The organism is Pseudomonas sp. SBB6 (genome assembly GCF_024213215.1).
Lineage (GTDB): Bacteria > Pseudomonadota > Gammaproteobacteria > Pseudomonadales > Pseudomonadaceae > Aquipseudomonas > Aquipseudomonas donghuensis.
This window is the reverse complement of the sequence record NZ_JANAVH010000007.1, coordinates 87,118-112,825: the sequence shown is the minus strand read 5'-3', so window position 1 is coordinate 112,825 and position 25,708 is coordinate 87,118. Positions and strand designations below refer to the sequence as shown.

General features: G+C 63.9%; 22 protein-coding genes and 1 pseudogene. 12 read left to right on the top strand and 11 right to left on the bottom strand.

Annotated elements, in window-relative coordinates:
- Window positions 1–6 precede the first annotated feature (6 nt).
- The 5 genes from NLX68_RS15645 to NLX68_RS15625 all read right to left on the bottom strand — a co-directional run bounded on the left by NLX68_RS15645 (window position 7) and on the right by NLX68_RS15625 (window position 5,847).
- Window positions 7–2,421, bottom strand: coding sequence for a TonB-dependent receptor (locus NLX68_RS15645; RefSeq protein ID WP_254284714.1), 2,415 nt, complete (start codon window positions 2,419–2,421; stop codon window positions 7–9).
- Between the two features lie 69 nt (window positions 2,422–2,490).
- A complete protein-coding gene (locus NLX68_RS15640) occupies window positions 2,491–3,459 on the bottom strand; it encodes a FecR domain-containing protein (protein WP_254284713.1) in 969 nt (322 codons plus the stop codon).
- Window positions 3,452–3,991 carry an RNA polymerase sigma factor gene (locus NLX68_RS15635; RefSeq protein ID WP_254284712.1) on the bottom strand — a complete coding sequence of 180 codons (540 nt, stop codon included), beginning with the start codon at window positions 3,989–3,991 and terminating at the stop codon, window positions 3,452–3,454. The genes NLX68_RS15640 and NLX68_RS15635 overlap by 8 nt, the downstream gene beginning before the upstream one ends.
- Window positions 3,992–4,068: 77 nt before the next feature.
- A complete protein-coding gene (locus NLX68_RS15630; protein WP_254284711.1) occupies window positions 4,069–4,707 on the bottom strand; it encodes a LysE family translocator in 639 nt (212 codons plus the stop codon).
- A 69-nt stretch (window positions 4,708–4,776) separates the two neighbouring features.
- Entirely contained in the window at window positions 4,777–5,847 is a 1,071-nt protein-coding gene (locus tag NLX68_RS15625) for a glycerophosphodiester phosphodiesterase (protein ID WP_254284710.1), read from the bottom strand.
- Between the two features lie 112 nt (window positions 5,848–5,959).
- Here NLX68_RS15625 and NLX68_RS15620 point away from each other — a divergent pair, with 112 nt between their 5' ends.
- The 5 genes from NLX68_RS15620 (at window position 5,960) to NLX68_RS15600 (ending at window position 12,214) form a co-directional block, all read left to right on the top strand.
- A complete protein-coding gene (locus NLX68_RS15620) occupies window positions 5,960–6,982 on the top strand; it encodes a DUF4917 family protein (protein ID WP_254284709.1) in 1,023 nt (340 codons plus the stop codon).
- Window positions 6,983–7,068: 86 nt separating this feature from the next.
- Window positions 7,069–7,608, top strand: coding sequence for an RNA polymerase sigma factor (locus NLX68_RS15615; RefSeq protein ID WP_254284708.1), 540 nt, complete (start codon window positions 7,069–7,071; stop codon window positions 7,606–7,608).
- A complete protein-coding gene (locus NLX68_RS15610; protein ID WP_254284707.1) occupies window positions 7,605–8,558 on the top strand; it encodes a FecR domain-containing protein in 954 nt (317 codons plus the stop codon). The genes NLX68_RS15615 and NLX68_RS15610 overlap by 4 nt, the downstream gene beginning before the upstream one ends.
- Before the next feature lie 117 nt (window positions 8,559–8,675).
- On the top strand, window positions 8,676–11,225 hold the full coding sequence (locus NLX68_RS15605; protein WP_302056221.1) for a TonB-dependent receptor: 2,550 nt from the start codon (window positions 8,676–8,678) through the stop codon (window positions 11,223–11,225).
- Window positions 11,226–11,320: 95 nt separating this feature from the next.
- Window positions 11,321–12,214 carry a DMT family transporter gene (locus NLX68_RS15600; RefSeq protein WP_254284706.1) on the top strand — a complete coding sequence of 298 codons (894 nt, stop codon included), beginning with the start codon at window positions 11,321–11,323 and terminating at the stop codon, window positions 12,212–12,214.
- A gap of 80 nt (window positions 12,215–12,294) precedes the next feature.
- Here NLX68_RS15600 and NLX68_RS15595 read toward each other — a convergent pair whose 3' ends face one another.
- The 4 genes from NLX68_RS15595 to NLX68_RS15580 form a co-directional block, all read right to left on the bottom strand.
- Window positions 12,295–13,512, bottom strand: a complete 1,218-nt coding sequence (locus NLX68_RS15595) for an SAM-dependent methyltransferase (RefSeq protein ID WP_254284705.1) — start codon at window positions 13,510–13,512, stop codon at window positions 12,295–12,297.
- Window positions 13,513–13,618: 106 nt separating this feature from the next.
- A complete protein-coding gene (locus tag NLX68_RS15590) occupies window positions 13,619–14,236 on the bottom strand; it encodes a TPM domain-containing protein (protein WP_254284704.1) in 618 nt (205 codons plus the stop codon).
- Between the two features lie 26 nt (window positions 14,237–14,262).
- Window positions 14,263–15,000 (bottom strand): YgcG family protein, encoded by a 738-nt coding sequence (locus NLX68_RS15585; RefSeq protein WP_254284703.1) that lies wholly within the window; start codon window positions 14,998–15,000, stop codon window positions 14,263–14,265.
- A complete protein-coding gene (locus NLX68_RS15580; protein ID WP_254284702.1) occupies window positions 15,000–15,602 on the bottom strand; it encodes a LemA family protein in 603 nt (200 codons plus the stop codon). Before NLX68_RS15580 ends, NLX68_RS15585 begins: the two co-directional genes overlap by 1 nt.
- Before the next feature lie 182 nt (window positions 15,603–15,784).
- Between NLX68_RS15580 and bglX the strand changes: the two genes are divergently transcribed.
- The 6 genes and pseudogenes from bglX (at window position 15,785) to NLX68_RS15550 (ending at window position 23,996) form a co-directional block, all read left to right on the top strand.
- On the top strand, window positions 15,785–18,076 hold the full coding sequence (gene bglX, locus NLX68_RS15575) for a beta-glucosidase BglX (protein ID WP_254284701.1): 2,292 nt from the start codon (window positions 15,785–15,787) through the stop codon (window positions 18,074–18,076).
- 60 nt (window positions 18,077–18,136) lie between these two features.
- The gene (locus NLX68_RS15570) at window positions 18,137–19,894 is read left to right on the top strand and encodes an ATP-binding protein (protein WP_254284700.1); all 1,758 of its coding nucleotides are present in this window, start codon (window positions 18,137–18,139) and stop codon (window positions 19,892–19,894) included.
- Window positions 19,888–21,222, top strand: coding sequence for a sigma-54 dependent transcriptional regulator (locus NLX68_RS15565; RefSeq protein WP_254284699.1), 1,335 nt, complete (start codon window positions 19,888–19,890; stop codon window positions 21,220–21,222). The genes NLX68_RS15570 and NLX68_RS15565 overlap by 7 nt, the downstream gene beginning before the upstream one ends.
- Window positions 21,223–21,407: 185 nt before the next feature.
- Entirely contained in the window at window positions 21,408–22,727 is a 1,320-nt protein-coding gene (locus NLX68_RS15560) for an MFS transporter (protein ID WP_254284698.1), read from the top strand.
- 334 nt (window positions 22,728–23,061) lie between these two features.
- A pseudogene (locus NLX68_RS15555) lies at window positions 23,062–23,250 on the top strand (heme utilization protein); the annotation flags it as partial.
- A gap of 134 nt (window positions 23,251–23,384) precedes the next feature.
- Complete coding sequence (locus NLX68_RS15550; protein ID WP_254284696.1) at window positions 23,385–23,996, top strand: flavin reductase family protein; 612 nt, start codon at window positions 23,385–23,387, stop codon at window positions 23,994–23,996.
- Here the strand turns inward: NLX68_RS15550 and NLX68_RS15545 are convergent.
- The gene (locus tag NLX68_RS15545; RefSeq protein ID WP_254284695.1) at window positions 23,986–24,228 is read right to left on the bottom strand and encodes a hypothetical protein; all 243 of its coding nucleotides are present in this window, start codon (window positions 24,226–24,228) and stop codon (window positions 23,986–23,988) included. The genes NLX68_RS15550 and NLX68_RS15545 overlap by 11 nt on opposite strands.
- Window positions 24,229–24,266: 38 nt before the next feature.
- A complete protein-coding gene (locus NLX68_RS15540; protein ID WP_254284694.1) occupies window positions 24,267–24,575 on the bottom strand; it encodes an antibiotic biosynthesis monooxygenase family protein in 309 nt (102 codons plus the stop codon).
- 203 nt (window positions 24,576–24,778) lie between these two features.
- On the opposite strand from NLX68_RS15540, the gene NLX68_RS15535 reads away from it, so the two are divergent.
- Window positions 24,779–25,708 carry an AraC family transcriptional regulator gene (locus NLX68_RS15535; protein WP_254284693.1) on the top strand — a complete coding sequence of 310 codons (930 nt, stop codon included), beginning with the start codon at window positions 24,779–24,781 and terminating at the stop codon, window positions 25,706–25,708.

The window sequence follows — 25,708 nt, the reverse complement described above, 5'->3', positions numbered from 1 at the left end:
CTCACCTCAGAAGTCGATGCTGGCGGAAAGTTTCAGCGTGCGGGGCTCGCTGACCGTGGCATAGCCGTCGTTGAACACCCCGGCCCAGTAGGCGCGGTTCTCGACGTTCTCAAGGCTTGCGCGCAGCACTACATCCTTGCTGAGGATGCGCGTGCTGTAGCGACCGCCAAGGTCGTAGCGGGTCCACTGCGGGATCTTCAGGTCGTTGGCACTGTCGAGGTACTGCGAGCTGCTGTGGATGCCCAGTGCGGTCAGGGTCAGGCCCGGGACCCAGGGGGTGTCCCATTCGGCGCCGAGGTTGGCCGACCAGGCCGGCACACCCCGGGCGGTGTTGCCATCGAAGGTACCGCCGGCGGTGCGGGTCAGTTCGGCACGGGTGTAGGTGACGCCACCAAGCAGGCGCACGCTCGGGGTCAGCGCGCCGAACAGGTTCCATTCCACGCCGCGGTTACGCTGCTCGCCATCGTCGGTGTAACGGTTGCTGGCGCGGTCCTGGAGCATGCTCGGCTTCTCGATCTGGAACACGCTGAGGGTGTGGGTGAAATCGCCCAGGTCCCACTTGACCCCAGCCTCCATCTGCTTGGCCTTGTACGGGGCGAACTGCTCGCCGTAGTTGGCGGCGGCAAGGTCGGTGACCATGCCGCCCTGGGTCAGGCCCTCGATGTAGTTGGCGTACAGCGACACCGGCGCATCCCAGGGCTTGAGCACCAGGCCCAGGGCCGGAGTCAGGGCGCGCTCGTCATAGGCCGGCTTGCTCATCTTCTGCCGCACTCGTTGCGAGCGTACCCCGAGGGTCAGCAGTACTTTGTCGTCGATAAAGCCCAGGGTGTCGGCGACGGCGAAGCTGGACAGGGTGTTATCGCCGGTCTTGTCGCTGGAACCGATGTCACCGGCAATGATCGGCTTGCCCGGGTGGTAGATGTTGGTCACGTACTTCTTGCTGGTCACCGTGGCGGCGCGGCCGATGTCCTGATGCAGCAAGGTGGTGCTCAATACCACCTGGTGGTTGACCGGGCCGGTGACGAAGTTGCCACGCACCCCGGCTTCGGTGGACAGGCTATGGGTGTAGCCGGCCTGGTTATAGGTCTCGCCGCTGGCATCGCCGTTGGCACCCGTGACGATCACCCGGGTGCCATTGAGAAAACCCTTGTAGCGGGTGCGGGCGCTGCCGACGCTGGCGTAGGCGGTCCAGTCGTCGTTGAGGTCGTATTCACCGCGCAGCACCACGGCCTTGCTGATTTGCTTGGCGGAAATGCCGTCGAGGATGTTGGTGTCCGGTTTCGGCGCCTTGGTGACATGGCCCAGTTTGCTGAAGCCGGCCATCATCGGGCTGCCGTCCTCAAGTTTTTCGTGGCTCTCGTAGGCATCCAGCTCGAGCTTCCAGCCATCGCCGCGATAGTCCATGCCCAACGATGCCAGGGTGCGGTCCTTGGATTGCTGGTCGACGCCGGTTTCGCCGCTGCCATATACACCGTTGAAGCGAATGCCCAAGCGCTGCTCGTCGCCCAGGCGACGGCTCAGATCGATGTGTTCAGCGATATAACCGTCGGATACGTAGCTGCTGGTCAGGCGGGTCAGCGGCGCTTCACCGGCGCGCTTGGGCACTAGGTTGATCACCCCGCCGACACCGCCGTTGGGTGCCATGCCATTGAGCAAGGCACCGGGGCCTTTGAGCACTTCCACCCGCTCAAGGAACTCGGTCGGCACATGGCCATCCGGGGCCAGGCCGTACAACCCGTTTAGCGCAAGCTCGGTGGAGTCAAGGGAGTAGCCACGGATCATGAAGTTCTCGTAGGCGTGGCCTTCGCCGGTGCTGAAGCGGATCGACGGATCGTTGCGCAGCACCGCGCCAACCGTGCCGCTTTGCTGGTTTTCCATGTGCTGGGCGGTGTAGGAAGTGACGTTGAAGGGTGTCTCCATCACATCGCGATTACCCAGCATGCCTAAGCGTGCGCCGCGGGCGACCTGGCCGCCACTGTAGGCCTCGGGCAGGCCATCGGGATTGCTGCTGGCATTGATGTTCAGCTCACCGAGGGTCAGGGCGCCGTCGCTGTTCAGGCTGCGCAGGATGATCACACCGTTCTCTTCACTGGCGACCAGGCCAGTGTTGGCCAGCACGCGCTGCAAGGCCTGCTGCAAGGTGAACTGGCCCTGCAACGCCGGTGCGCTGCGACCCGCCAGCAATTGGCTGTCGGCGGCGATAGCAACCCCGGCTTCACGGGCCAGGGCATGCACCGCGGCTTCCAGGGACTGACCCGGCAGGTTCAAGCTCAGGGCCGGCGCGTCAGCAGCCAGGGCGGCGGCGTGAACGCCAGTCAGTGGCAACAGGCTGGCGCTGCCCAGGGCACAGGCCAGCACCAGCCGACGCAGGGTACCGGGGAAAGCCGCAGGGGGTGCCGGGCGGGCATGGGGAAGCGACATGATCTGTCCTTGCAGAGGTGGGTTCAGCGATGAAGACGGGCCACTTCGCCGTTACCCCTCAAAACTTTTTCAGCGCAATCGCAGGGTGCGCTGCTGCACCTGCTGAACCAGGCTCACCGGAAGGACTTTCGGCAGCGTCTGCAGCAGCAGTTCCGGCTGGTCGCTGGGGAAGCTGCCGGTCAGTTGCAGGCGTGCCACGGCGGGCTCCAGCACCACCGGTTGCAGGGCATATGCGTTGACCTCGGCAATCACCTCGGCCAGCGGCGTCTCGGTGAACGACCACCAACCGCGCTGCCAATGCTGGATATCCGGCGCGGCATGCGGATCGGACCTGAGCCGGAGCAATCGGCCTTGCGCATCGAGGCTGATCCGCTCACCGGCCAGCAGCACCTGCGAGCCGTCACGCAAGCCACGCACCTCGACCCGCCCGCGCGCCACTGCGACCTGAATCTCAGCACCGCGATCGCTGACACTGAATGCCGTGCCCAGCACCTGCACTTCGCCCAGCCGGGTGCTGATCACAAACGGTCGCAAGCGCTCGCGCGCCACGTCGAAATAGACGTGGCCATGCAGCAGGCGCACCTGGCGCAGACCGTTGCTGTACTCGACGCGCAGGCTGGTTTCGGCGGCCAGCAGCAACTGGCTGCCATCGGGTAGGGTTTCGCCGCGTGGCGGTTCGGCATGCACGGTTTGCAGCAGGCGATCGAACTGCGGCGTACGCCGCCACAACCAGCCCAGCCAACTGGCCCCCACCACCGCCAGCAGCAGGCCGCCGCCCTGACGCAGCAGGCGCCGACGGCTGAGGTTGAGCGGCTCCGGCGCCACTGCCGGGCGCAGTTGCGGGGTCAGCCGATGCACCAGTTGCCAGCGTTGTTCGGCCTCTTGCCAGGCCCGTTCGTGCTCGTTGCTTTTACCGCGCCAGCGCTCCAGTTGCCCACGCGCCTGCTGTACCCGTTCGGGGTCGTCACTATTGAGTGCGGCCAGGTAGGTCAGGGCCTGCTGCACCTTGCGCGTTGATACCGGCGAAGACTCAGGCATGCCGTGCCGCCAGGCTCAGTTCGGACAAATCGAACACCGCCCGGGCGACGTGCAGCTCCACTGCCTTGGCCGACAGTTCCAGCTCGGCACACACCTGGCGATGGGGCTGGCCGTGCAGGCGCACGCGGACGAACACTTCACGGCGCAGGCGCGGCATGCGTTCGATACGCTCGATCAGCTGCTGCAGCTGCTCGCGGGCGATGATGATTTCTTCAACGCTCGGGCTCAGCGCATCGGCCCGGGTCAGCCAGTCTTCCAGCGCCGCCAGCTCGTTGCTGCGTCGCCGGTACTGATCGATGCACAGGTTGCGCGCCGCCTGGAACAGCAAGGCCCGGGCGTTGAGCACCGGGGCGTTCAAGGCATGGGCGTAGGCCTGGGCAAAGCTTGACTGGGCAATGTCGGCGGCATCATCCGGATTGCGCAAGCGCCCACTCAGGTAGCGGCGCAGGTCGCTATAGTTGGCCAGCAGATCGTGGACGACCGCCTGCAAGGCCGGGGCAGCGGCGGTCCAGGGCGTGGAGAGCGAAGTCATGAAGGTCCGGCGTGCGAGAAGTGCATGAATAGGAATTCATATCATTCTCACATATCGGTATAGCCTTCTGCCAGCCCTCAGCTGTTGCGCGGCAACAGGCCAGGCAAGGCGTGGGCCAGGGCATTCACGGCAAAGCCGATGAACATCACCCCGCACGCCCGGGTGATCCACAGCTCGTAACGGCTGTACAGGGTACGCACATGGCGGGCACCGACCACACCGACGAGAATCGCATAAGCCAGCAAGCCACCGACAAAACTCAAGGCGATCAGCGCCGGCAGCATTGACCAATCCAGTGTTTCAGCGCGGCTGGAAAGCAAGGCGGTGAACGTGGCCACAGCCACCGGATAGGCCTTGGGGTTGGTCAGGCCGAACACCACACCGTGCCAGAACGGTTTGCGCACCGGCCCCTGCTCGCCCTCGCCATTGCCCGGGCGGCTACGCAGGGCACGCATGCCCAGCCAGAACAGGTACAGGCCACTGAGCACGCCGAGAATGTCGAACACCGAGTTGCCGATCTGCCGTGCGCCGACGATGGCCACCAACGCCGTGCTGCACCACAGCACATCACCCAGCAAATGACCGCAGAGAAACCCCGCCCCGGCGCGTCGGCCACGCGCCGCGCCAATGCCGAGCACCGCCAGCACGCCGGGCCCCGGAGTAATGCCGTAGATAAAACCGGAAGCGATTACCGCCAGCAGCAGTGAAAAGGTCATCGAGGCAGTGTCCTGAAAGTCCGTGCAAGGCGCGAAGTCTACGGCAGCCGCGCAGCACCAGCCAGCCTGTCAATAACCCTCGGCGCGCAGAATCTGCGCCTCGCTGCGGGCACTGGGCCGGGCCAGGTAACGCAGCAGCTGGCCGCTGCGATTGCTGAAGATGCCGTCCACGCCCGCGTCCAGCACCTTGCGAAAATCCACCGGCTCATCGACGGTGTACACGTGCACCAACAGGCCCTTGTCGTGCGTCAGCTGGTTCATCCACGGCTGCACCAGGTCGGCGTAACTCTGGGCACCGCCCTCGGTCAGCGCTGCTGAAGGGCCGGTGCCGATGGCTCCATCGGCCTTGGCGTAATCCAGCCAGCGCTCGAATTCGGCCTTGTCTTTGGGTTGTTGGCGCGCATAGAACGCCGCCTTGTCGCGCTCGCCGGACTCGGCGAAGGTCTGCTGCGAGGCCGGTTCCATGCTGCCCTTGCCGATCCACAGCAACAGCACCTTGGGCACCTGGGGCATGTGCTGGTGCAGCAGCGCCAGGCTGCTACGGTCGAAGCTTTGCAATACCACCTTGCCCGGCCGCGCGAGCCAGCCCTTGGCCTGCAGGCTTTTCTTCAGGTCAGCTTCGATGCCGGGAAACAGGCCAGGCACCTTGGTCTCGATGTACAAGCCGGGCTGGTGCTGCGGGTTAGCCGCAGCGATGGCCATGACCTCATCGAGGGTCTGGATCTTCAGGCCCTTGAAGCTTGCCCGGGCACGCTCGGGGTAAGCCTTGTTGAACCAGCTGCCGACATCCAGCGACTTGAGTTCGGCCAGGGTGAAGGCGCTGACCGGGCTGTTCTTGCGTTCGGGAAAACGCTCGGCAACATCACTGGTACGCAGCAGGTTGTCATCGTGCACGGCAACCAGTACGCCATCGCTGGAGCGCTGCAGGTCCAGCTCCAGGTAATCGGCGCCCAACTCGCGCGCCAGCCGGTAGGCCGGTGCCGTGGACTCCGGCGCATCATAAGACGCGCCGCGATGGGCGATCACCGCCGGGTAGGGAATACCCTGGGCCCTGGCCAACTCAGCGCCCTGCCCGGCCTCGGCAAGCCCCGCCAGCGGCAACAACGCCAGGCACCACACACGTCCAATTGCGTTCAACATTTTCAGCCTTCCTTTGGTGCACAGCGAATCCAGCATAGTCGCCAACGCTGATGACAGACCGGTTGCATGCTAAAGTCGCCGGCGATTGCCTGCCCTGCCACAGAGATGCCCGATGCCCCACGCCGACCTCGACGCCAGCCTCCACCCCTGGCCAGACCTGAACGCCAGTCAGCCGTGCAGCGGCCTGCTGCTGGGCAACGGCGCCAGCCGTGCGCTGTGGCGACCCTTCACGTATTTTTCGCTGTTCGAAGAAGCCCAGCGGGTGCGGCACAAACCCCTGAGCCTGACCGACCAGGCGCTGTTCAAGTCGCTGGGCAGCGAGCTGTTCGAACCGGTGCTCAGTGCCCTGAACACGACGGTACGGATCAACGCCGCGCTGGCGATCAGCGCTTCGGCGCCGCTGAACCGCTACTACGCGATCAAGGAAGCGCTGATCCATGCCATTCGCAGCGTGCACATCCCTTGGCGCATGCTGCCGAGCCAGACGTTACTGCTGATCAACCGCGAGCTGGGCAATTACCAGAGCGTCTACTCAAGCAACTACGACCTGATCTGCCATTGGGCCGCCAGCCAGGCACCGGAAGGCTTTCAGCAGTTGTTCGATGAAGACGGCGACTTCGATATCCGCCGCACCCGCAGCCCCGGCACACGCCTGCTGTACCTGCACGGCGGCCTGCACTTGCTCAAGCAGCAGGATGGCAGCACCCGCCAGCGCAGTGCCACCGACAGCCAGTTGCTCGATGGCTTTGCCGTCAACACCCCGGGCGACGTGCCGCTGTTCGTCAACGAGAGCAGCAGCGACGACAAGCTCAAGGCTATTCGCAGTTCCGACTACCTCAGTTGGGCCCTCGGTGAGCTGGCGGGGCACCAGGGCGGGCTGTGCATCTTCGGCCAGCACCTGGACAGCACTGACCGCCATCTGCTGGAGGCGCTCAAGCAGGCGCGCCCGACGCACCTGGCCATCGCCATCCGGCCGTTGAGCGACGCCTCGATCATCAGCCAGAAGCAGCACTACCTGCAGCGTTTTGCCGACATGCCCGAGCTACCACTGTACTTTTTCGACGCCAGCAGCCACCCACTGGGCGCGCCCGGGCTGGACGTCCCGGTACCGGTTCCGATCCGCAAGCGGCGGTGATGGGCGACAAAAACAGGCATGGTAAATAGCAATTATTATCGATACCATTTGCAACCTTTCTCTCCGGTCCGTCCTGGAAAGCTTGCATGCCGCGCCCCAAACCCGACCCTTTTGCCCACGAAACCTGTCGTGGGTTCTATGCCGATATCCTGCATTTTTTGCGCAAGCGCATGGACAATGCCAACGATGCCGCAGACATGACCCAGGACGTGTTCACCCAGTGGCTGGGTTATCGCGACCGCGCGCGGGTCGAGCAACCACGGGCGTTCCTGTTCCAGATGGCGCGCAACCTGCTCAGTGATCACTGGCGCCGGCAGAAGGTGCGTCACAGTGTGCTCGACGAACAAGCCCAGGCCAGCGAACAGACACCGGCCGGCACCAGCAGCGACCCGCTCAAGCATGCCCAGCAGCAACAGCGCCTGGAACAATTGAAACTTGTCCTCGCCGAGCTCTCGCCGCGCCGCCGCGAAGCCCTTATGCTGCACCGCTTCGAAGGTTTGACGCAGGCGCAGATCAGCGCGCGCATGGGCATTTCCGTGAGCATGGTGGAAAAGCACATCGCCGCGGCCCTGCTGCATTGCAAGCAACGTCTGGACAGTGACAACGGCATGGAGCAGCCAGAATGACCCCCACTCCTGAAATCGATAAGCGCAGCATCGATGCCCAGGCGGCCAGCTGGTTTACCCGTAACCGCAACGACCGCTCGCGCGAATCACGCAAGGCCTTCACCCAATGGCTGCAACACCCCGAGCATGCCCGCGCCTATGCCCAGTTCGAACAACTCTGGGATGACCTGGCCGCGCTCAAACGCCTGAACAAACCGGTCGCCCTGCCCAGCCGCAAACCGTTGCGCTGGCGTCCGGCGCTGGCCGTGGCCGCCGGGCTGGTGTGCGCCGTGCTGGCGGCCAACCTCGGCCTGCCGAGCCGCCATCATCAGCAACAACTGACCGTGCAAAGCGAACGCCCGCAGCACCTGGCCCTGCCGGATGGCAGCCAGCTGGAGGTCAACGCCCGCACCCGGCTGAGCCTGAGCTTCGACAACGAGCGCCGGCTGATTCGCCTCGACCAGGGCCAGTTGTACATCGACGTGGCCGCCGACAAGGAGCGCCCGCTGTACATCGATGCCGGCAATGCGCGGGTACGGGTGGTCGGCACCGCGTTCGATCTGCGCCGCGGCCAGCAGGAGCTGGTGCTCAGCGTCGCCCACGGCCAGGTGGCCCTGGAAACCCCCGGCGAGAATCGCCCGCCAGTACTGTTGAGCGCCGGCCAGCGGGCCATCTATGACCTGGCCCGGGGCAGCCTCAACGTCCAGAACCTCAGCGCTCAGGAGGTGGCCGACTGGCGCAGCGGCCATGTGAGCTTTCGCAACCGCGAACTGGCCAGCCTGGTCGATGAGCTGTCGCTGTACCGCTCGGCACCGGTGCTGCTCGCCGACCCGGCGCTGGGCCGCTACAAGGTCTCGGGCAACCTCGACGTCAATGACCCGGATGCCGTGCTCAACGCCCTGCCGGCGCTGCTGCCGATCAAAGCGGTAAACCTGGCCGACGGCCGCCTGCGGATCGAACGCAAAGAGTAATTTGAGAATATTTTTCATTCGCATGTGAGGGTTTTCCGCAGCCCTGCGTCTTCCTCCCGTCTGCGTAATCACTGCAGGCCTTTTCTGGCCTTTGTTGCCATATTGGGGGGTTTCATCTTGCGTGCGTTTGCTCCGTTCAAGCCGTTGTCTGTTCGTCCTTCACTGCTGGCCGCGTGCCTGGCCCTGAGCCTGCAGGCCCAGGCCGCGCCGTTGCAACTGAACCTGCCGGCGCAGCCGCTGGCGGCGTCGCTGAGCCAACTGGCGCAGCAGGCCAAACTGCAGCTGCTGTTTGACGAATCCTTGCTCAACAGCGTCCAGGCCCCAGCCCTGCAAGGTGCTTACGAACCGCTCGAGGCGATCAGCCAGTTGCTGCACAACAGCCGCTTTGCCCTGGTCAAGGTCGGCAACACCTATGTGGTGCGCCTGCGCGAAGACGACACCACCGCCGACAACAGCATCCAGCTCGGCGCGGTAAGCGTGGTAGGTGACGGCCAACAGGTCGACCCGAGCACCGTCGGCCGCTCGACCCTGACCCAGGAAGACATCGACCGCTACCAGCCGAGCAACATCCCCAGCGTGCTCTCGACCCTGCCCGGGGTGAACATGGGCGGCTCGGCCAAGCCCGGCGGCCAGACCATCAATATCTGGGGCCTGGGTGATGCCGAAGACGTGCCGATGACCGTCGATGGCGCGACCAAGAGCGGCTTCGAGCGCTACCAGCAAGGCACCGTCTTCATCGAGCCGGAGCTGATCAAGAACATCGAGGTGGAAAAGGGCCCGCACTCGATCTACACCGGCAACGGCGGCTTCGGCGGCAGCGTCAACATGACCACCAAGGACGCCCCCGACCTGCTCCAGGACGGGCGCAACAGCGGCGCCATGCTCAAGTATGGTTACGCCAGCAACGACCATCAGCAGGTCTACAGCTCGGCGTTGTTCGGCCGCACCGACGATGGCCGCATGGACGCCCTGGTGTACCTGACCAAACGCGACGGCGACGACATGAAGCTGGCCGGCACCCTGCCCGACCCCGAAGGCCGCTACCCGATCAACCCCCAGCGCCTGCCCAACAGTGCCCTGGACCTGGATGGCGCGCTGCTCAAGGCCAACCTGCACTTCAACGACGAACACAGCCTGGGGTTCTCCTGGTCGCGCTCGGAGAGTGAGCGCTGGGCGCCGTTCTCCTCCACCGCCTATCCGACCCCGCCGACCCAGTCGGACATCAACCGGTTCGGCTACAAGGATGCCCTCAAGCGCTTCCTGGCCAACCGCACGACCACTGACACCACCTGGTCGACCACCTACAAGTACCAGCCGGTGAACAACCCGCTGATCGACCTGCAGGTGAAGTATTCGGAGTCCGACACCCAGCAGACCGACGAGCGTGACGCCACTGCGTTCTTCCAGCCGTCCACCGGTGGGCGCAAGATGGACACCGAGTACCAGGACCAGATGCTCGATGTACGCAACACCAGCCTGTTCGCCACCGGCCCGCTGGAACACGCCTTCACCAGCGGCGTGCAGATCCGTCACCACGACCGTGACACGCAGATGTGGATGCCCGGCAAAAGCTACGAGATCCCCAAATACAACAACGGCCATTACCAGCCGTACTTCATGCCCAGCGGCACCGTCGACAGCCAGGGTTACTTCATCCAGGACGCCATCACCCTTGGTGATGTGACCATCACCCCGTCGCTGCGCTACGACCATGTCGCCAACAAAGGTAAGCCAAACCAGGCGCCGTATTACAACGTTGTCGCAAACGGCCACGACTACAGCGAGAAAACCTACACCGGCTGGTCACCGCGCCTGTCGCTGTTCTGGAAAGCCACCGCCAACACCGCGTTCTTCGCCGATTACAGCAAGACCTGGCGCGCTCCGGTGCTGGATGAACAGTACGAAGTCCAGGGTCTGGGCAGTCGCACCGCCAGCAGCCGCAACCTCGACCCGGAACGCATCACCGCCCTGCGGGCCGGTAACGTAACCGACTTTGCCAACGTCTTCACTGCCGACGACAGCATGCAGATCCGCACCACGCTGTTTCGCAATGAAATCAAGGACGAGATCTTCAAGGCCACCGGTATCGGCTGTGAAGCACAACTGGCCAAGGGCAAAAACATCTCCGATGCCTGCGGTAAAGGCTTAATGTCCAATTACCGTAACCTCAAGGGCGTGACCATCAAGGGCTTCGAGGTCGAAAGCTTCTACGACTCGACCTACCTGTTCGGCTCGGTGTCCTACTCGTGGATGACCGGCCGCCATGAAGGCGCCTACACCAACCCCTGGGGGCCGGATGTCTGGGCCAAGGACATTCCGGCACCGAAGTGGATCACCACCCTGGGAGTGAAGATCCCCAGCTGGGACGCCAAGGTCGGCTGGCAGGCGCAGTTCGTGCGCAAGACCGACCGCCTGCCGAGCGACAAGTACCGCGAAGGCCCGGCCAGCTCCCTGGGTGACCGCTACTACGACCACTACGCCAACGACGACTATCAGCTCCACGGCCTGTTCGCCAACTGGAAGCCGCAGCAGCCTTACCTCAAAGGCACCGAGGTCAACCTGACGGTGGATAACCTGTTCAACAAGGACTACCGCTCCGAGCTCAGTGGCGAATATGCCTACAGCCAGGGCCGGAATGCCAAGGTCAGCATCACCCGTTTCTTCTGACGCAACTGTACGGATGAACTTGTTAGCAACTGTAACAAGATCATCCGCCGCGCCTGTGGCTCAATGAGTGGACTTCTCTGCCACAGGCGTCCTGTATGTCCAGCCGCGAAAACACCGGGATGGTCCTTGGCCTTCTCGGTGTGATTATTTTCAGCCTGACCCTGCCCATGACCCGCATCGTCGTGCAGGAGCTGCACCCCTTGCTCAACGGCCTGGGCCGGGCGTTGCTGGCGGCGATTCCGGCAGCGGCGCTGCTGCTCTGGCGCCGGGAAAAATGGCCGACCTGGGCACAGATCAAGGGCCTGAGCCTGGTGGCGCTGGGGGTAATCCTGGGGTTTCCGGTGTTCTCGGCCTGGGCGATGCAAAGCGTGCCGGCGTCCCACGGTGCGCTGGTTAATGGCCTGCAGCCCTTATGCGTGGCGGTGTACGCCGCCTGGCTGTCCCACGAGCGCCCGTCGAAAGCCTTCTGGGCCTGCGCCGCCCTGGGCAGCGCGCTGGTGCTGGCCTACGCGATGATCATGGGCGCCGGGCAGATCCAGGCCGGCGACCTGCTGATGCTGGCGGCGATTGCCGTGGGCGGCCTGGGCTATGCCGAAGGTGGCCGGCTGGCGCGGGAAATGGGCGGTTGGCAGGTGATCTGCTGGGCGCTGGTGCTGTCGGCACCGCTGTTGCTTGGGCCGGTGCTCTACCTGGCCTTGCAGCATCAGGGGCCGGTGAGTGCAAAAGCCTGGTGGGCCTTCGGCTACGTGTCGCTGTTCTCGCAGTTCATCGGCTTCTTTGCCTGGTACGCCGGGCTGGCCTTGGGCGGCATTGCCCGGGTGAGCCAGATCCAGTTGCTGCAGATTTTCTTCACCATCGCCTTTTCGGCGCTGTTCTTTGGCGAACAGGTCGAGCCGATTACCTGGGTGTTTGCCGCCGGGGTGATTGCGACGGTGGTGCTGGGGCGCAAGACGCGGGTGCATCCTGCGCCTGTGCGGGGGCTGGGCTGACGCTATCGCCGGCAACGCCGGCTCCCACAGTGGATCTGCGTGCACCGCCTTTGTAGGAGCGGGCTTGACCCGCGATGCTATCAGGCAGGGATCAAGCCATCGGCCCGCAGCAAGGTTTCCAGGCAATGCTCCTTGACCCCATAGAACGCCTTGAGCTGCTGGATCTTCTCCAGCAACGCTGAAGCCTGCACCGGCGCCTGGCGCTTGACCGCCAGGATCATCTTGTTCTTGTTGGTGTGCTCCAACGAAATGAACTCGAACACCTTGGTCTCGTAGCCGCAGGCTTCCAGGTACAACGCGCGCAAGCTGTCGGTGAGCATTTCGGCCTGCTGGCCCAGGTGCAATCCATACTGCAGCATCGGCTTGAGCAGGCCCGGGCTGTGCAGTTGCGGGCGAATCTGCTTGTGGCAGCACGGCGAGCACATGATGATCGCCGCGCCGCAGCGGATGCCGGTGTGGATCGCGTAATCGGTGGCGATGTCGCAGGCATGCAGGGCGATCATCACCTCGATGGCGCTGGGCACCACGCTGCGTACATCACCGCATTCGAACACCAGGCCCGGATGCTCCAGGCGCGAGGCCGCGGCATTGCACAGCTCGACCATGTCCGCGCGCAGCTCGACGCCGGTTACCTGCGCTTCACGCTGCAGGGTATTGCGCAGGTAGTCGTGGATGGCGAAGGTCAGGTAGCCCTTGCCCGAGCCGAAGTCGGCCACCCGCAGCGCTTGGTCGGCGGCCAGCGGCGCCGAATTCAGGGCGTGGGAGAACACTTCGATGAACTTGTTGATCTGCTTCCACTTGCGCGACATCGCCGGGATCAACGCCTGTTGCTTGTCGGTCACGCCCAGGTCCTGCAAGAACGGCCGGCTCAGTTCCAGGTAGCGCTTCTTCTCCCGGTCATGCTCACCGGCCGGCACCTGGCGCGCCTGCTGCACGGCGCTGCGGTGGAGCATCGGCTTGCCCTTCTTGCTGAATTCCAGCTGCGCTTCGTCGCTGAGGCTGAGCAGGTGGGCGTTGCGAAACGAGGCCGGGAGCAACTCGTCGACCAGCGCCAGCGCTTCGTCGTTGCCCAGGTTGCGGGTGATGTCGCGGGTCTTGTAGCGGTAGACGAACGACACGCAAGCCTGGCCCTTGACCGTCAGCGGCTTGGCGATGATGCGCTGCAGGGTTTCTTCGTTGCCGACATGGCGCGCCAGCACCAGCTTGATCAGGGCGTTCTGTTCCAGGCTGGTGGCGAGCAGGCTCAGAAACTGCGCACGCGCATCCGGCGCGGCCTGGGCGGTGGAGGAATCGGACATCGGGAAAGGGTGCCTCGGGTTGCGGAGGGGGCGCAGGTAGGCGCAGTGCCGGGAATTTTACGTGGATGCGCTTTCCCTGCACAGCTTTTGTCGACCGCCGCCGCGGCTAACCGAGCACCACCAGGCGATTGGGCAGCTCGTTGCGCTCGTGGGTCAGCGGCACGTGGGTACTGAGCAGCTCGCCGCAGGCCTCGATACAGCTGACAAAGCCCTGCAACGTCTGGCCCTGGCGCACCTGCTCGGTAAAGCGCCTGACGATGGCCTCCCAGACCTGGTTGTCCAGGTGCCGGGATATGCCCTCATCGACGAGGATTTCGACATAGCGCTCGGCCTCGCTGACAAAGATCAGCATGCCGGTACCGCCCACGGTATGGTGCAGGTTCTGCTCGAGAAACTGCCGCCGGGCCAGGTTCGCCGCACGCCAGTGGCGCACCGACCGGGGGATCAGGCGGGTGGTCAGGGCCGGGATGCGGAACAGCAGGCACAGGGCAATAAAGCTCAGCCACTGCACGATCAGCAAACTGTGCACGCTCATCCAGCCGCTCAGGTAATGAATGATGCCTGGCACCACCAGGGCCAGCAGGCTGGCCCACAGCAACGGGATATAGGCGTAGTCGTCGGCACGGCTGGCCAACACCGTGACCAGTTCGGCATCGGTGTGACGCTCGACCCGGGCAATGGCTTCAGCGACCTGGCGCTGTTGATGTTCAGTAAGCAAAGTCATGTGCTGCGGTTCTCGTTGTTGATCATTTACCAGCCACCCGACGACCCACCACCGCCAAAGCCGCCCCCGCCACCGCTGAAGCCCCCACCGCCTCCCCCGCCGCCGCCAAAGCCACCGCCGTAGCCACCACCGAAACCGCCGCCCATGCCGCCGCGCCCGCTACTACCGAGACCAAGCGACTGCAGGGCGAACACGACAACGATCAACAGGATGAACAAGCCGATGGCCCAGGCCGGCGCCCCGTCTTCGGCATCATTGCCCAACGCCCGTGACGGTTCGGCCAACGGGTTGCCGCCGAGCACCTGAAGGATCGCCGCCGTACCCTGGACAATACCCTGGCTGTATTCGCCACGGCGAAACGCCGGGGTGATGATGCGATTGATGATCACCGAGGACTGCGCATCCGTCAGGCGCTCTTCCAGGCCGTAGCCGACTTCGATGCGCAGCTTGCGTTCCTGAGGGGCGACGATCAACAGTGCGCCGTTGTCCTTGCCCTTCTGGCCGATGCCCCAGTGGCGGCCGAGCTGATAGCCGTAGTCTTCGATGCTCTGCCCCTGCAAATCCGCCAGGGTCACCACCACGACCTGCTCGCCAGTGCCCTGTTCATGGGCCTTGAGCATGCTGTCGAGCTGGCTGCGGCTGGCACCGTCGAGCAGGCCGGCATTGTCCACCACCCGCCCGCTCAGCGCCGGGAAACTCAACTCGGCACGCAGCGGTGTGGCAAACAGCAGCGCCAGCAGCAGCGCGAGCTTGAACAGACGCATCAGAATTTCACTTCAGGCGCTTTTTCGGCATCGGCGCTGGTGGCCTCGAAGTTTTCCCGGATCGGCAGGTCGCTGTACATCACGCTGTGCCAGATGCGCCCAGGGAAGGTACGAATCTCGGTGTTGTAGCGCTGCACGGCGGCGATGAAGTCCTTGCGCGCCACGGCGATACGGTTCTCGGTACCTTCAAGCTGCGACTGCAGGGCGAGGAAGTTCTGGTTGGATTTGAGGTCCGGGTAGCGCTCGGACACCACCATCAAGCGGCTCAGCGCCCCGGTCAGCTGCGACTGGGCCTGCTGGAACTGACGCAACTTCTCGGGATCGTCCAGGGTACTGGCATCGACCTGGATCGAGGTCGCCTTGGCCCGGGCCTCTATGACCGCGGTCAGGGTTTCCTGCTCCTGCTTGGCGTAGCCTTTGACCGTTTCGACCAGATTGGGAATCAGGTCGGCGCGGCGCTGATACTGGTTCTGCACCTGGGCCCAGGCGGCTTTTACCTGCTCGTCATAGTTGGGGATGTTGTTGATCCCGCAACCGGCCAGCAGGCTGCCAAGCATCAGCAGCAACCACAGGCGTACGCCCTTGTAATGAACTACCTGCATGTTGCTACGCTCCTTGATCGCCGTGATGCACCGGACTTGAGGCATAATCCGTCGTCGCCGCTGGATCGGAATCGCCCAATCGGCTAAAAGATGCCCCAGCAAACTACAACAATAGCCGCTTCCCCAACTTCGGCTGGGCAGTATCACCGTGAACACTGCCGTAAGCCTTGAGAACAGAATTCATGAACAAGCTGTGTTTGCTGGGTCTGGTTGTCAGCCTGGCCAGTCAGTCGGCCTATGCCGACACCTCTGCCGCCCCGCTGCAGGACAAGCAGGCGTTCATCGCCAACCTGATCAAGCAGATGACCCTGGATGAAAAGATCGGTCAGTTGCGCCTGATCAGCATCGGCCCGGAAATGCCCCGCGAAATGATCCGCAAGGAAATTGCCGCCGGACGTATCGGCGGTACCTTCAACTCGATCACCCGTGCGGAAAACCGGCCGATGCAGGACGCCGCCGCCAAGAGCCGGCTGAAGATCCCGATGTTCTTCGCCTACGACGTGATCCACGGCCACCGCACGATCTTCCCGATCAGCCTGGGCCTGGCCGCCAGCTGGGACATGGACGCGATCGCCAAGGTCGGCCGGGTGTCCGCCCTTGAAGCGGCCTCCGACGGCATCGACATGACCTTCGCGCCGATGGTCGACATCGCCCGTGACCCACGCTGGGGCCGCACCAGCGAAGGCTTTGGCGAAGACACCTACCTGGTCTCGCGCATTTCCAAAGTGATGGTCGAATCCTTCCAGGGCCAGAGCCCGGCCGCACCGACCAGCCTGATGGCCGCGGTCAAGCACTTCGCCCTGTACGGCGCAGTGGAAGGCGGCCGCGACTACAACACGGTCGACATGAGCCCGACCAAGATGTTCAACGACTACCTGCCGCCCTACCGCGCCGCCATCGATGCCGGTGCAGGCGGAGTGATGGTTGCGCTGAACTCGATCAACGGCGTGCCGGCCACCTCCAACACCTGGTTGATGAACGACCTGCTGCGCAAGGACTGGGGCTTCAAGGGCGTGACCGTCAGCGACCACGGGGCAATCACCGAGCTGGTGCGCCACGGCGTTGCCCGCGATGGCCGTGAAGCCGCGAAGCTTGCAATCAAGGCCGGCATCGACCTGAGCATGAACGACTCGCTGTACGGCGAAGAACTGGCCAGCCTGCTCAAGGCCGGTGAAGTCGACCAGGCCGATATCGACAACGCCGTGCGCGAAGTGCTCGGTGCCAAGTACGACATGGGCCTGTTCGAAGACCCGTACCGGCGTATCGGCAAGGCCAGCGACGACCCGGCCGATACCTATGCCGACAGCCGCCTGCACCGTGCCGAAGCCCGTGACGTGGCACGCCGCAGCCTGGTCCTGCTGGAAAACCGCAAGCAGACCCTGCCACTGAAAAAAGCCGGCACCATCGCCCTGGTCGGCCCGCTGGCCGATGCCCCGATCGACATGATGGGCAGCTGGGCCGCCGCCGGCCGCCCGCATCAGTCGATCACCGTGCGCGAGGGCATGCGCCAGGTCCTCGGTGACAAGGCCAAGGTCATCTACGCCAAGGGCTCCAACGTCACCCACGACAAGGCCATCCTCGATTACCTGAACTTCCTCAACTTCGATGCCCCGGAAATCGTCGACGACCCACGCCCTGCCGCGGTGCTGATCGACGAAGCGGTCAAGGCCGCCAAGCAGTCCGACGTGGTGGTCGCGGTGGTCGGCGAGTCGCGTGGCATGTCCCACGAATCGTCCAGCCGCACCACCCTGGAAATCCCCGCAGCCCAGCGCGAGCTGATCAAAGCCCTGAAAGCCACCGGCAAACCGCTGGTGCTGGTGCTGATGAACGGCCGGCCGCTGTCGCTGGCCTGGGAGCGTGAGCAGGCCGATGCCATCCTGGAGACCTGGTTCAGCGGCACCGAAGGCGGCAACGCCATCGCCGATGTGCTGTTCGGCGACTACAACCCGTCGGGCAAGCTGGCCATCACCTTCCCGCGTTCGGTCGGGCAGATCCCGATGTACTACAACCACCTGAGCATCGGCCGCCCCTTCACCCCGGGCAAGCCAGGCAACTACACCTCGCAGTACTTTGAAGAGCCGAACGGCCCGCTGTACCCCTTCGGCTATGGCCTGAGCTACAGCGACTTCAGCCTCTCGAACCTGAGCCTGTCGAGCAAAACGGTGAAACAGGGCCAGGACCTGGACGCCAGCATCGTGGTCAAGAATACCGGCAAGCGTGACGGCGAGACCGTGGTGCAGCTGTACCTGCAGGATGTGACAGCGTCCATGAGCCGCCCGATCAAGGAGCTGAAGAACTTCCACAAGGTCATGCTCAAGGCCGGCGAGGAACGCACCCTGCACTTCACCATCAAGGCCGACGACCTGAAGTTCTACAACGGCAAACTGCAATGGGCAGCCGAGCCGGGTGAGTTCCGGGTCCAGGTCGGCCTCGACTCGCAGGCCGTGCAACAACAGAGCTTCGAGCTGCTGTAACAACGTTGCCACGCTCCAAGGGAAGGCCAGGAGGCCTTCCCCACTGCCGGGACTTGCACCATGCCTTCTTCCTTTCGCGCCCTGCGTCTGGGCCTGATTCTGTTCTTCATCCTCGCCGGCACGCTGTTGACCGCAGGCTGGGCCATGCACCACGCCAAGCGTCAGTCGATGGTCGAGGATGCCCGCCGGGCCAGTGAGCAGTTGGGGCTGTATGCCAACTCGCTGCACACCCTGATCGAACGTTACCGCGCCCTGCCGGCGGTGCTGGCCCTCGACCCGGAACTGATCAGCGCCTTGCGCGGCCCGGTTGCAGGCCCGGTGCAGGATGCCCTGAACCGCAAACTGGAGCGCATCAACGGTGCGGCCAATTCCTCGACCCTCGAGCTGCTCGACCGCACCGGCCTGGCCGTGGCCGCCAGCAACTGGCGCCTGCCCAGCACCTACGTTGGCTCCAACTATGGTTTCCGGCCGTATTTCAAACAAACCCGCAGCCAGGGCAGCGGCCGCTTCTATGCGGTGGGCGTGACCAGCGGCGTACCGGGGTATTTCTTGTCCAGCGCGGTGCAGGATGAAAACAGCCGTTTCCTCGGCGCCATGGTGGTCAAGCTGGAGTTCCCCGAGCTTGAGCGCGAGTGGCGCCAGGGCAGCGATATCCTGTTGGTCAGCGACGCCCGCGGGATCATCTTCATCGCCAACCAGGACGGCTGGCGCTACCGCGAGCTGCAACCGCTGACCAGCGCCGACCGCGCCGAGCTTGCCGCCACCCGCCAGTACGACAAGCAACCGCTGGTGCCGCTGCAGCACCATATCCTCAGCAGCTTCGACACCAACAGCCACCTGATGCGCGTGCAGGGCCCGGAGGGCAACACCGACTACTTGTGGGAAAGCCTGCCACTGGAGGCCGAGGGCTGGACCCTGCACCTGCTGCGCAAGCCGCAGGTCAGCGAAGACGGTCGCAACGCCGCGCTGGCTGCCGCCGCAGTGTGGTTGAGCCTGGTCTTCGCCTTGTTGTTCATCAGCCAGCGTTTGCGCCTGGCACGCTTGCGCCAGCGCAGCCGTAAAGAACTCGAACGCCTGGTCGAAGCCCGCACCCGCGACCTGCGCACCGCCCAGGAAGGCCTGGTGCAATCGGCCAAGCTGGCGGCGCTGGGGCAGATGTCGGCGGCGCTGGCCCACGAGATCAACCAGCCGCTGACCACCCAGCGCATGCAACTGGCAACCCTGCGCCTGCTGCTCGACAACCAACGCCTGGACGAAGCACGCCAGGCCCTGGAGCCACTGGAGCAGATGCTCACGCGCATGGCGGCCCTCACCGGGCACCTGAAAACCTTCGCCCGCAACAGCCCCAGCGGCCTGCGCGAACGCCTGGACCTGGCCACCGTGGTCGACCAGGCGCTGCAACTGCTCGAGGCGCGCATTCGCGCCGAGGACGTCAGCGTCGCCCTGTACCTGGCCCGCCCGGCCTGGGTACGCGGCGATGCGATACGCCTTGAGCAAGTGCTGATCAACCTGCTGCGCAACGCCCTGGATGCCATGGCCGAAAAGAGCTACAAACGCCTTGAGGTGCGCATCGATGCCGAACAGGAGCACTGGCGCCTGAGCGTGCTCGACAGCGGCGGCGGTATCCCTGCCGAACACCTGGCCAGTGTCTTCGACCCGTTCTTCACCACCAAGCCGGTGGGCGAAGGCTTGGGCCTGGGTCTGGCGATTTCCTATGGCATCATTCACGAAGCCGGCGGCCGCCTGCAGGTCGAAAACCAGCCCGGCGGCGCCCGTTTCAGCCTGACCTTGCCTATGGACCCGGAACCCGCATGTTGAACTCAGTGATGGTCGTCGACGATGAAGCCAGCATCCGCACAGCCGTGGAGCAATGGCTGAGCCTGTCCGGCTTCAACGTGCAGCTGTTCAGCCGTGCCGAAGACTGCCTGCAGCAACTGCCGGTGCATTTCCCCGGGGTGATCCTCAGTGACGTGCGCATGCCCGGCATGGACGGCCTGCAGTTGCTCGAGCGACTGCAGGCCAGTGATGCCGACCTGCCGGTGATCCTGCTCACCGGTCACGGCGATGTGCCGATGGCGGTCGAGGCCATGCGCAATGGTGCCTACGACTTTCTGGAAAAACCCTTCAGCCCCGAAGCGCTGCTCGGCAGCCTGCGCCGGGCCCTGGAAAAACGCCAGCTGGTGCTGGAGAACCGCCGCCTGCATGAACAGGCCGACCTCAAGGCGCGCCTGGAGGCGAACCTGCTAGGCGTGTCCCAGGGCATGCAGCACTTGCGCAAGCAGGTGCTGGACCTGGCCAGCCTGCCGGTCAACGTGCTGATTCGTGGCGAAACCGGCAGCGGCAAGGAGCAGGTCGCACGCTGCCTGCATGACTTCGGCCCGCGCGCCGGCAAGCCCTTCGTTGCCCTCAACTGCGCGGCGATCCCCGAGCAGTTGTTCGAGGCCGAGCTGTTCGGCCATGAAAGCGGCGCCTTCACCGGCGCCCAGGGCAAGCGCATCGGCAAGCTCGAATACGCCAATGGCGGCACGGTGTTCCTCGACGAGATCGAAAGCATGCCACTGGCCCAGCAGGCCAAGCTGCTGCGCGTGTTACAGGAGCAGAAACTCGAACGCCTGGGCGCCAACCAGAGCATCAGCGTCGACCTGCGGATCATCGCCGCGACCAAACCCGACCTGCTCGAAGCAGCCCGGGCCGGGCGTTTTCGCGAAGACCTGGCATATCGCTTGAACGTTGCCGAGTTGCGCCTGGCGCCGTTGCGCGACCGCCGCGAAGACATCCCGCTGCTGTTCAGCCACTTTGCCCGCCTGGCCGCCGAGCGCGTCGGCCGCAGCGCACCGGTACTCAGTGGCGCGCAGTTGGGCAAGCTGCTCGGTCACGACTGGCCGGGCAACGTTCGTGAACTGGCCAACGCCGCCGAACGTCATGCCCTGGGGCTGGGCGAGCCGGCGGCAGCAGAAATCGAAGCCGGGCAATCGCTGGCCGCCCAGCAGGAAGCCTTCGAAGCCCAGTGCCTGCGCGCCGCCCTGAGCCGGCACAAGGGCGAGATCAAGGCCGTGATGGAAGAGCTGCAACTGCCGCGGCGCACCCTCAACGAGAAGATGCAGCGCCACGGCCTGCTGCGCGAAGATTTTCTCGGGCCTACCTGATCGACCCACCGGGTCGCCATAAGCGGATTTTCGCCGATACACTCATTTGAATAGGCGGATTTCCGCTCATTACATCCGTTCAACCCTTCTAGACCGGGCCTCCAGCATCTGGCACAGCTTCTGCTATAGCCCTGGCAGGCTGCGTTTCGGCGCGCTCCACAAAAACAACTATGAAGGTCCCTTCGATGGATAACTCCACCACCCTGCCAACCGGGGCGGCCATTGCGCCCGCCGCGGTAAAAACCACCCGAAGCCGACTCAAGTCGATTTTCAGCGGTTCGATCGGCAACATGGTCGAATGGTACGACTGGTACGTTTACGCCGCGTTTTCCCTGTATTTCGCCAAAGCTTTCTTCCCCGCCGGCGACACCACCGCACAACTGCTCAACACCGCCGCGATCTTCGCCGTGGGCTTTTTGATGCGCCCGATCGGCGGCTGGCTGATGGGTATCTACGCCGACCGCAAAGGCCGCAAGGCTGCGCTGATGGCCTCGGTATTGCTGATGTGCGCAGGCTCGCTGGTCATCGCCCTGACCCCAGGGTATGAAACCATCGGCGTCGCCGCCCCGGTGCTGCTGGTTATCGCCCGCCTGATGCAAGGCCTGTCGGTGGGTGGCGAATACGGCACCTCGGCCACCTACCTCAGCGAGATGGCCACCAAGGAGCGCCGTGGCTTCTTCTCCAGTTTCCAGTATGTGACGCTGATTTCCGGCCAGCTCATCGCCCTGGCAGTGCTGATCATCCTGCAGCAGACCCTGACCACCGAACAACTGTATGCCTGGGGCTGGCGCGTACCTTTCGTGATCGGCGCACTGTGCGCAGTGGTCGCCCTGTACCTGCGCCGCGGCATGGAAGAAACCGCCTCCTTCACCAAGAAGGAAAAGTCCAAGGAAAGCCTGATGCGCACCCTGATGCGCCATCCGAAAGAGCTGGCCACCGTGGTCGGTCTGACCATGGGCGGCACCCTGGCCTTCTACACCTACACCACCTACATGCAGAAGTACCTGGTGAACACGGTGGGCATGAGCATCACCGACTCGACCACCATTTCGGCGGCCACCCTGTTCCTGTTCATGTGCCTGCAACCGATCATCGGCAGCCTCTCCGACAAGATCGGCCGGCGCCCGATCCTGATCGCCTTCGGCGTATTGGGTACCCTGTGCACCGTACCGATCCTGACCACCCTGCACACCATCCAGACCTGGTGGGGCGCGTTCTTCCTGATCATGGCGGCGCTGATCATCGTCAGCGGCTACACCTCGATCAACGCCGTGGTCAAAGCCGAACTGTTCCCTACCGAAATCCGCGCCCTGGGCGTTGGCCTGCCGTACGCCCTGACCGTGTCGATCTTTGGCGGTACCGCTGAATACGTGGCGCTGTGGTTCAAGAGCATCGGCATGGAGAGCGGTTTCTACTGGTACGTGACTGCCTGTATCGCCTGCTCGTTGCTGGTGTATGTGTTCATGAAGGACACCCGCAAGCATTCGCGGATCACCACTGACTGATCCCAGTCATCGGCAAAAAAAGGGGGCATCCGCCAGCGGATTGCCCCCTTTTTTTGTTTATGGCGCTTTAACCCGCAATTAATCCCACACCCTCAATCTTCACTCATAGCGTAGACCGCATCGCCTGCATCGCTGGCAAGGCCAGCTCCCACAGGTCCGTGCATGCTGCTCAACTGTGGGAGCCGGCCTTGCCGGCGATGAGGGCGAACTGCCGTCACATACATCTACTTTTTAGATTCTTATGCGTTATTTTTTGCGCTTTTTAATCAATTTTATCGGCGTAGCATTACACCCATAGAAACAAACAACCCCTCAGCACCTCGGAGCAACAACCATGAAAAACAAACTGATCCTGACCCTGGCCTTCTCGGTACTGGCTGCCAACGCGTTCGCCGAAGACGGCTTCGACCGTACCAACGCCCACAACTTCAACGCCGTGCCAACCCAGCCGGCCACTTATGTAGAAGACGGTTTTGATCGCACCGGCGGCGCCAAATTTGCTGAAGGCGGCTTCGATCGCACCCAGGCCCACCGCATCAGTTAAGCGCTGATGTGACGCAGTCAGCCCGGCTTCGGCCGGGCTTAGTCATTTTCAGCAAGGCAAAGCCTTGGCACACTAGCGGCCTACTCACAGGGAAGGCCTTCGGGCCAGCGCAGATGTATTACTACGAACCGGCAAAAGGCCACGGCCTGCCCCACGATCCGTTCAATGCCATCGTCGGCCCACGCCCGATTGGCTGGATTTCCTCCCAGGACGCCGAAGGTCGCCTGAACCTTGCGCCCTACAGCTTCTTCAACGCCTTCAACTACATTCCACCGATCGTCGGTTTCGCAAGCGTCGGGCGCAAAGACAGCCTGAACAACATCGAGCAGACCGGCGAGTTCGCCTGGAACCTGGCCACCCTGCCGCTGGCCGAGGCCATGAACCAGAGCTGCGCGGCAGTTGCGCCGCAGGTCGATGAGTTCACCCTGAGCGGTCTGACACCGGTGGCGTCAAAAGTGATTGCCGTGCCGCGGGTGCAAGAGAGCCCGGTGTCGTTCGAGTGCAAGGTGACTCAGATCATCCAGTTGCAGCGTGCCGACCAAGCGTTGGTGCCGAGCTGGCTGGTGCTGGGCGAGGTGGTGGCCGTGCATATCGCCGAGCATCTGCTCAAGGACGGCATCTACGACACCGCTGCGGGCCAGCCGATCCTGCGTGGCGGCGGCCCGGCGGATTACTTCGAACTGGGCAACCTGTTCAAGATGGCCCGCCCGCAGGTCAACGGCTGAGTGACCAGACCAGCTCGGCGTCGTCATCGACGCCCTGCAGGCGCTCAAGTTCGGCGCAGGCCGCTTCATCAGCAGCCAGGGCGGTGTTGAAGGTCTGCTCTACCAGGACCTTGTGAAAACGCGGCGCCCCGGAGGCCCCCAGGCCTTTGACGGCGATGGCGGCGTGGTAGCCGTCGTCGCCGCGTACGGCTGCCGATACTGCTTCGAACCGGGAAAATTCTTTACGTGCCATGTGCCTCGAGTCCACATCAATTGCCGGAAGCCGCCATTCTAACCTGCGCAAGGCGAGTCGAAGGTATGCAGGTCGAGGCTGTCGACTACCCGCGCCTGCACCAGCTCGCCGAACAGCTCAAGGGTCGGTGACGCGAAGTAGCCGCTCATCGATTGCTGATCGCGCCAGAAACCGCTGAGCAGCCACAGGTCGGCGTCGGCCTGGGAGCGTTGCAGGTTGAATTTCAGGCAGCCGGGTGCCTGGCGCGACGGTTCCAGCAGATCACGCAGGCGCGCGCCGAGTTCTTCTGAACGACCGCTGCTGGCCCGGATAAATGCGAGGTGGGTGACCGAATGTGTCGAGGTCATGAGCGTTTCTCCATGTGCAGCCAGATGAAATTGCCAGGCTGCACAGGTTAGGCCACACGCCCGCGCGGCGGTTAGGCGATTCCTGTCGAGCGCTTGCCTGATCCTGCGCGCCTTGCAGGATCAGGCAAGCGGGCGGCAGCTTTCGACTAGCGCCGTGGCTTGCACAAACCTATCCTGCAGTCGTTCTCCCTGGAATCGTCCCCATGTCCGCCATCGACCCTGACCGCCTGATCCTCGACCCCGCCCTGGAGCAACAGCGCCAGGAGCTGGCCGACCTCATCCAGCGCCACGCACCCCGTCAGTCTGGCGTCGAGTCGGCGGTCGAGGACCTGTTTCTGGTGCGCTATGAAGAAAGCGTGCGCTCGATGCCCGCCCTGGCGGAGCCTGCGTTGTGCATCCTGGCCCATGGCAGCAAGGAGGTATGCCTGGGTGACGAGCGCTATGTCTACGACCCGCTGCATTACATGGTGGTGTCGGTGGCGCTGCCGATCAGTGGCGTGTTGCTGGAGGCCAGCCCGGAAAACCCCAGCCTGGGCGTACGCCTGAACATCGACCCGGCGCAGATCAACAACCTGCTGGCCGATGCCGGCCCCCTCGGTGTGCCGGCTTTGCCGTCGGGCCGTGGGCTGTATGTGGAGCGTACCGACCCGCTGTTGCTCGATGCCCTGCTGCGCCTGATTCGCCTGCTCGATTCGCCGAAGGACATCCCGATCCTCGCACCGCTGATCCAGCGCGAGATTCTCTATCGGTTGCTACGCGGCCCGCAGGGTTACCGGCTGTACGAAATTGCCATGGCCAACAGCCAGACCCACCGGGTGTGCCAGGCCATCGAATGGCTCAACCAGCACTTTCATCGGCCGCTGCGCATCGATGACCTGGCGCGCGAGGTCAACCTCAGTACCTCGACCCTGCATCACCGCTTCAAGGCAGTGACCTCAATGAGCCCGTTGCAGTACCAGAAGCAGTTGCGCCTGCAGGAAGCGCGGCGGCTGATGCTCAATGACGGGCTTGAAGCAGCGGTGGCGGGCTATCGGGTGGGCTATGAAAGCCCGTCGCAGTTCAGCCGGGAGTACAGCCGCTTGTATGGGGCGCCGCCGGTGCGGGATTTGGCCAGGTTGCGCAGCGCGCTTTAG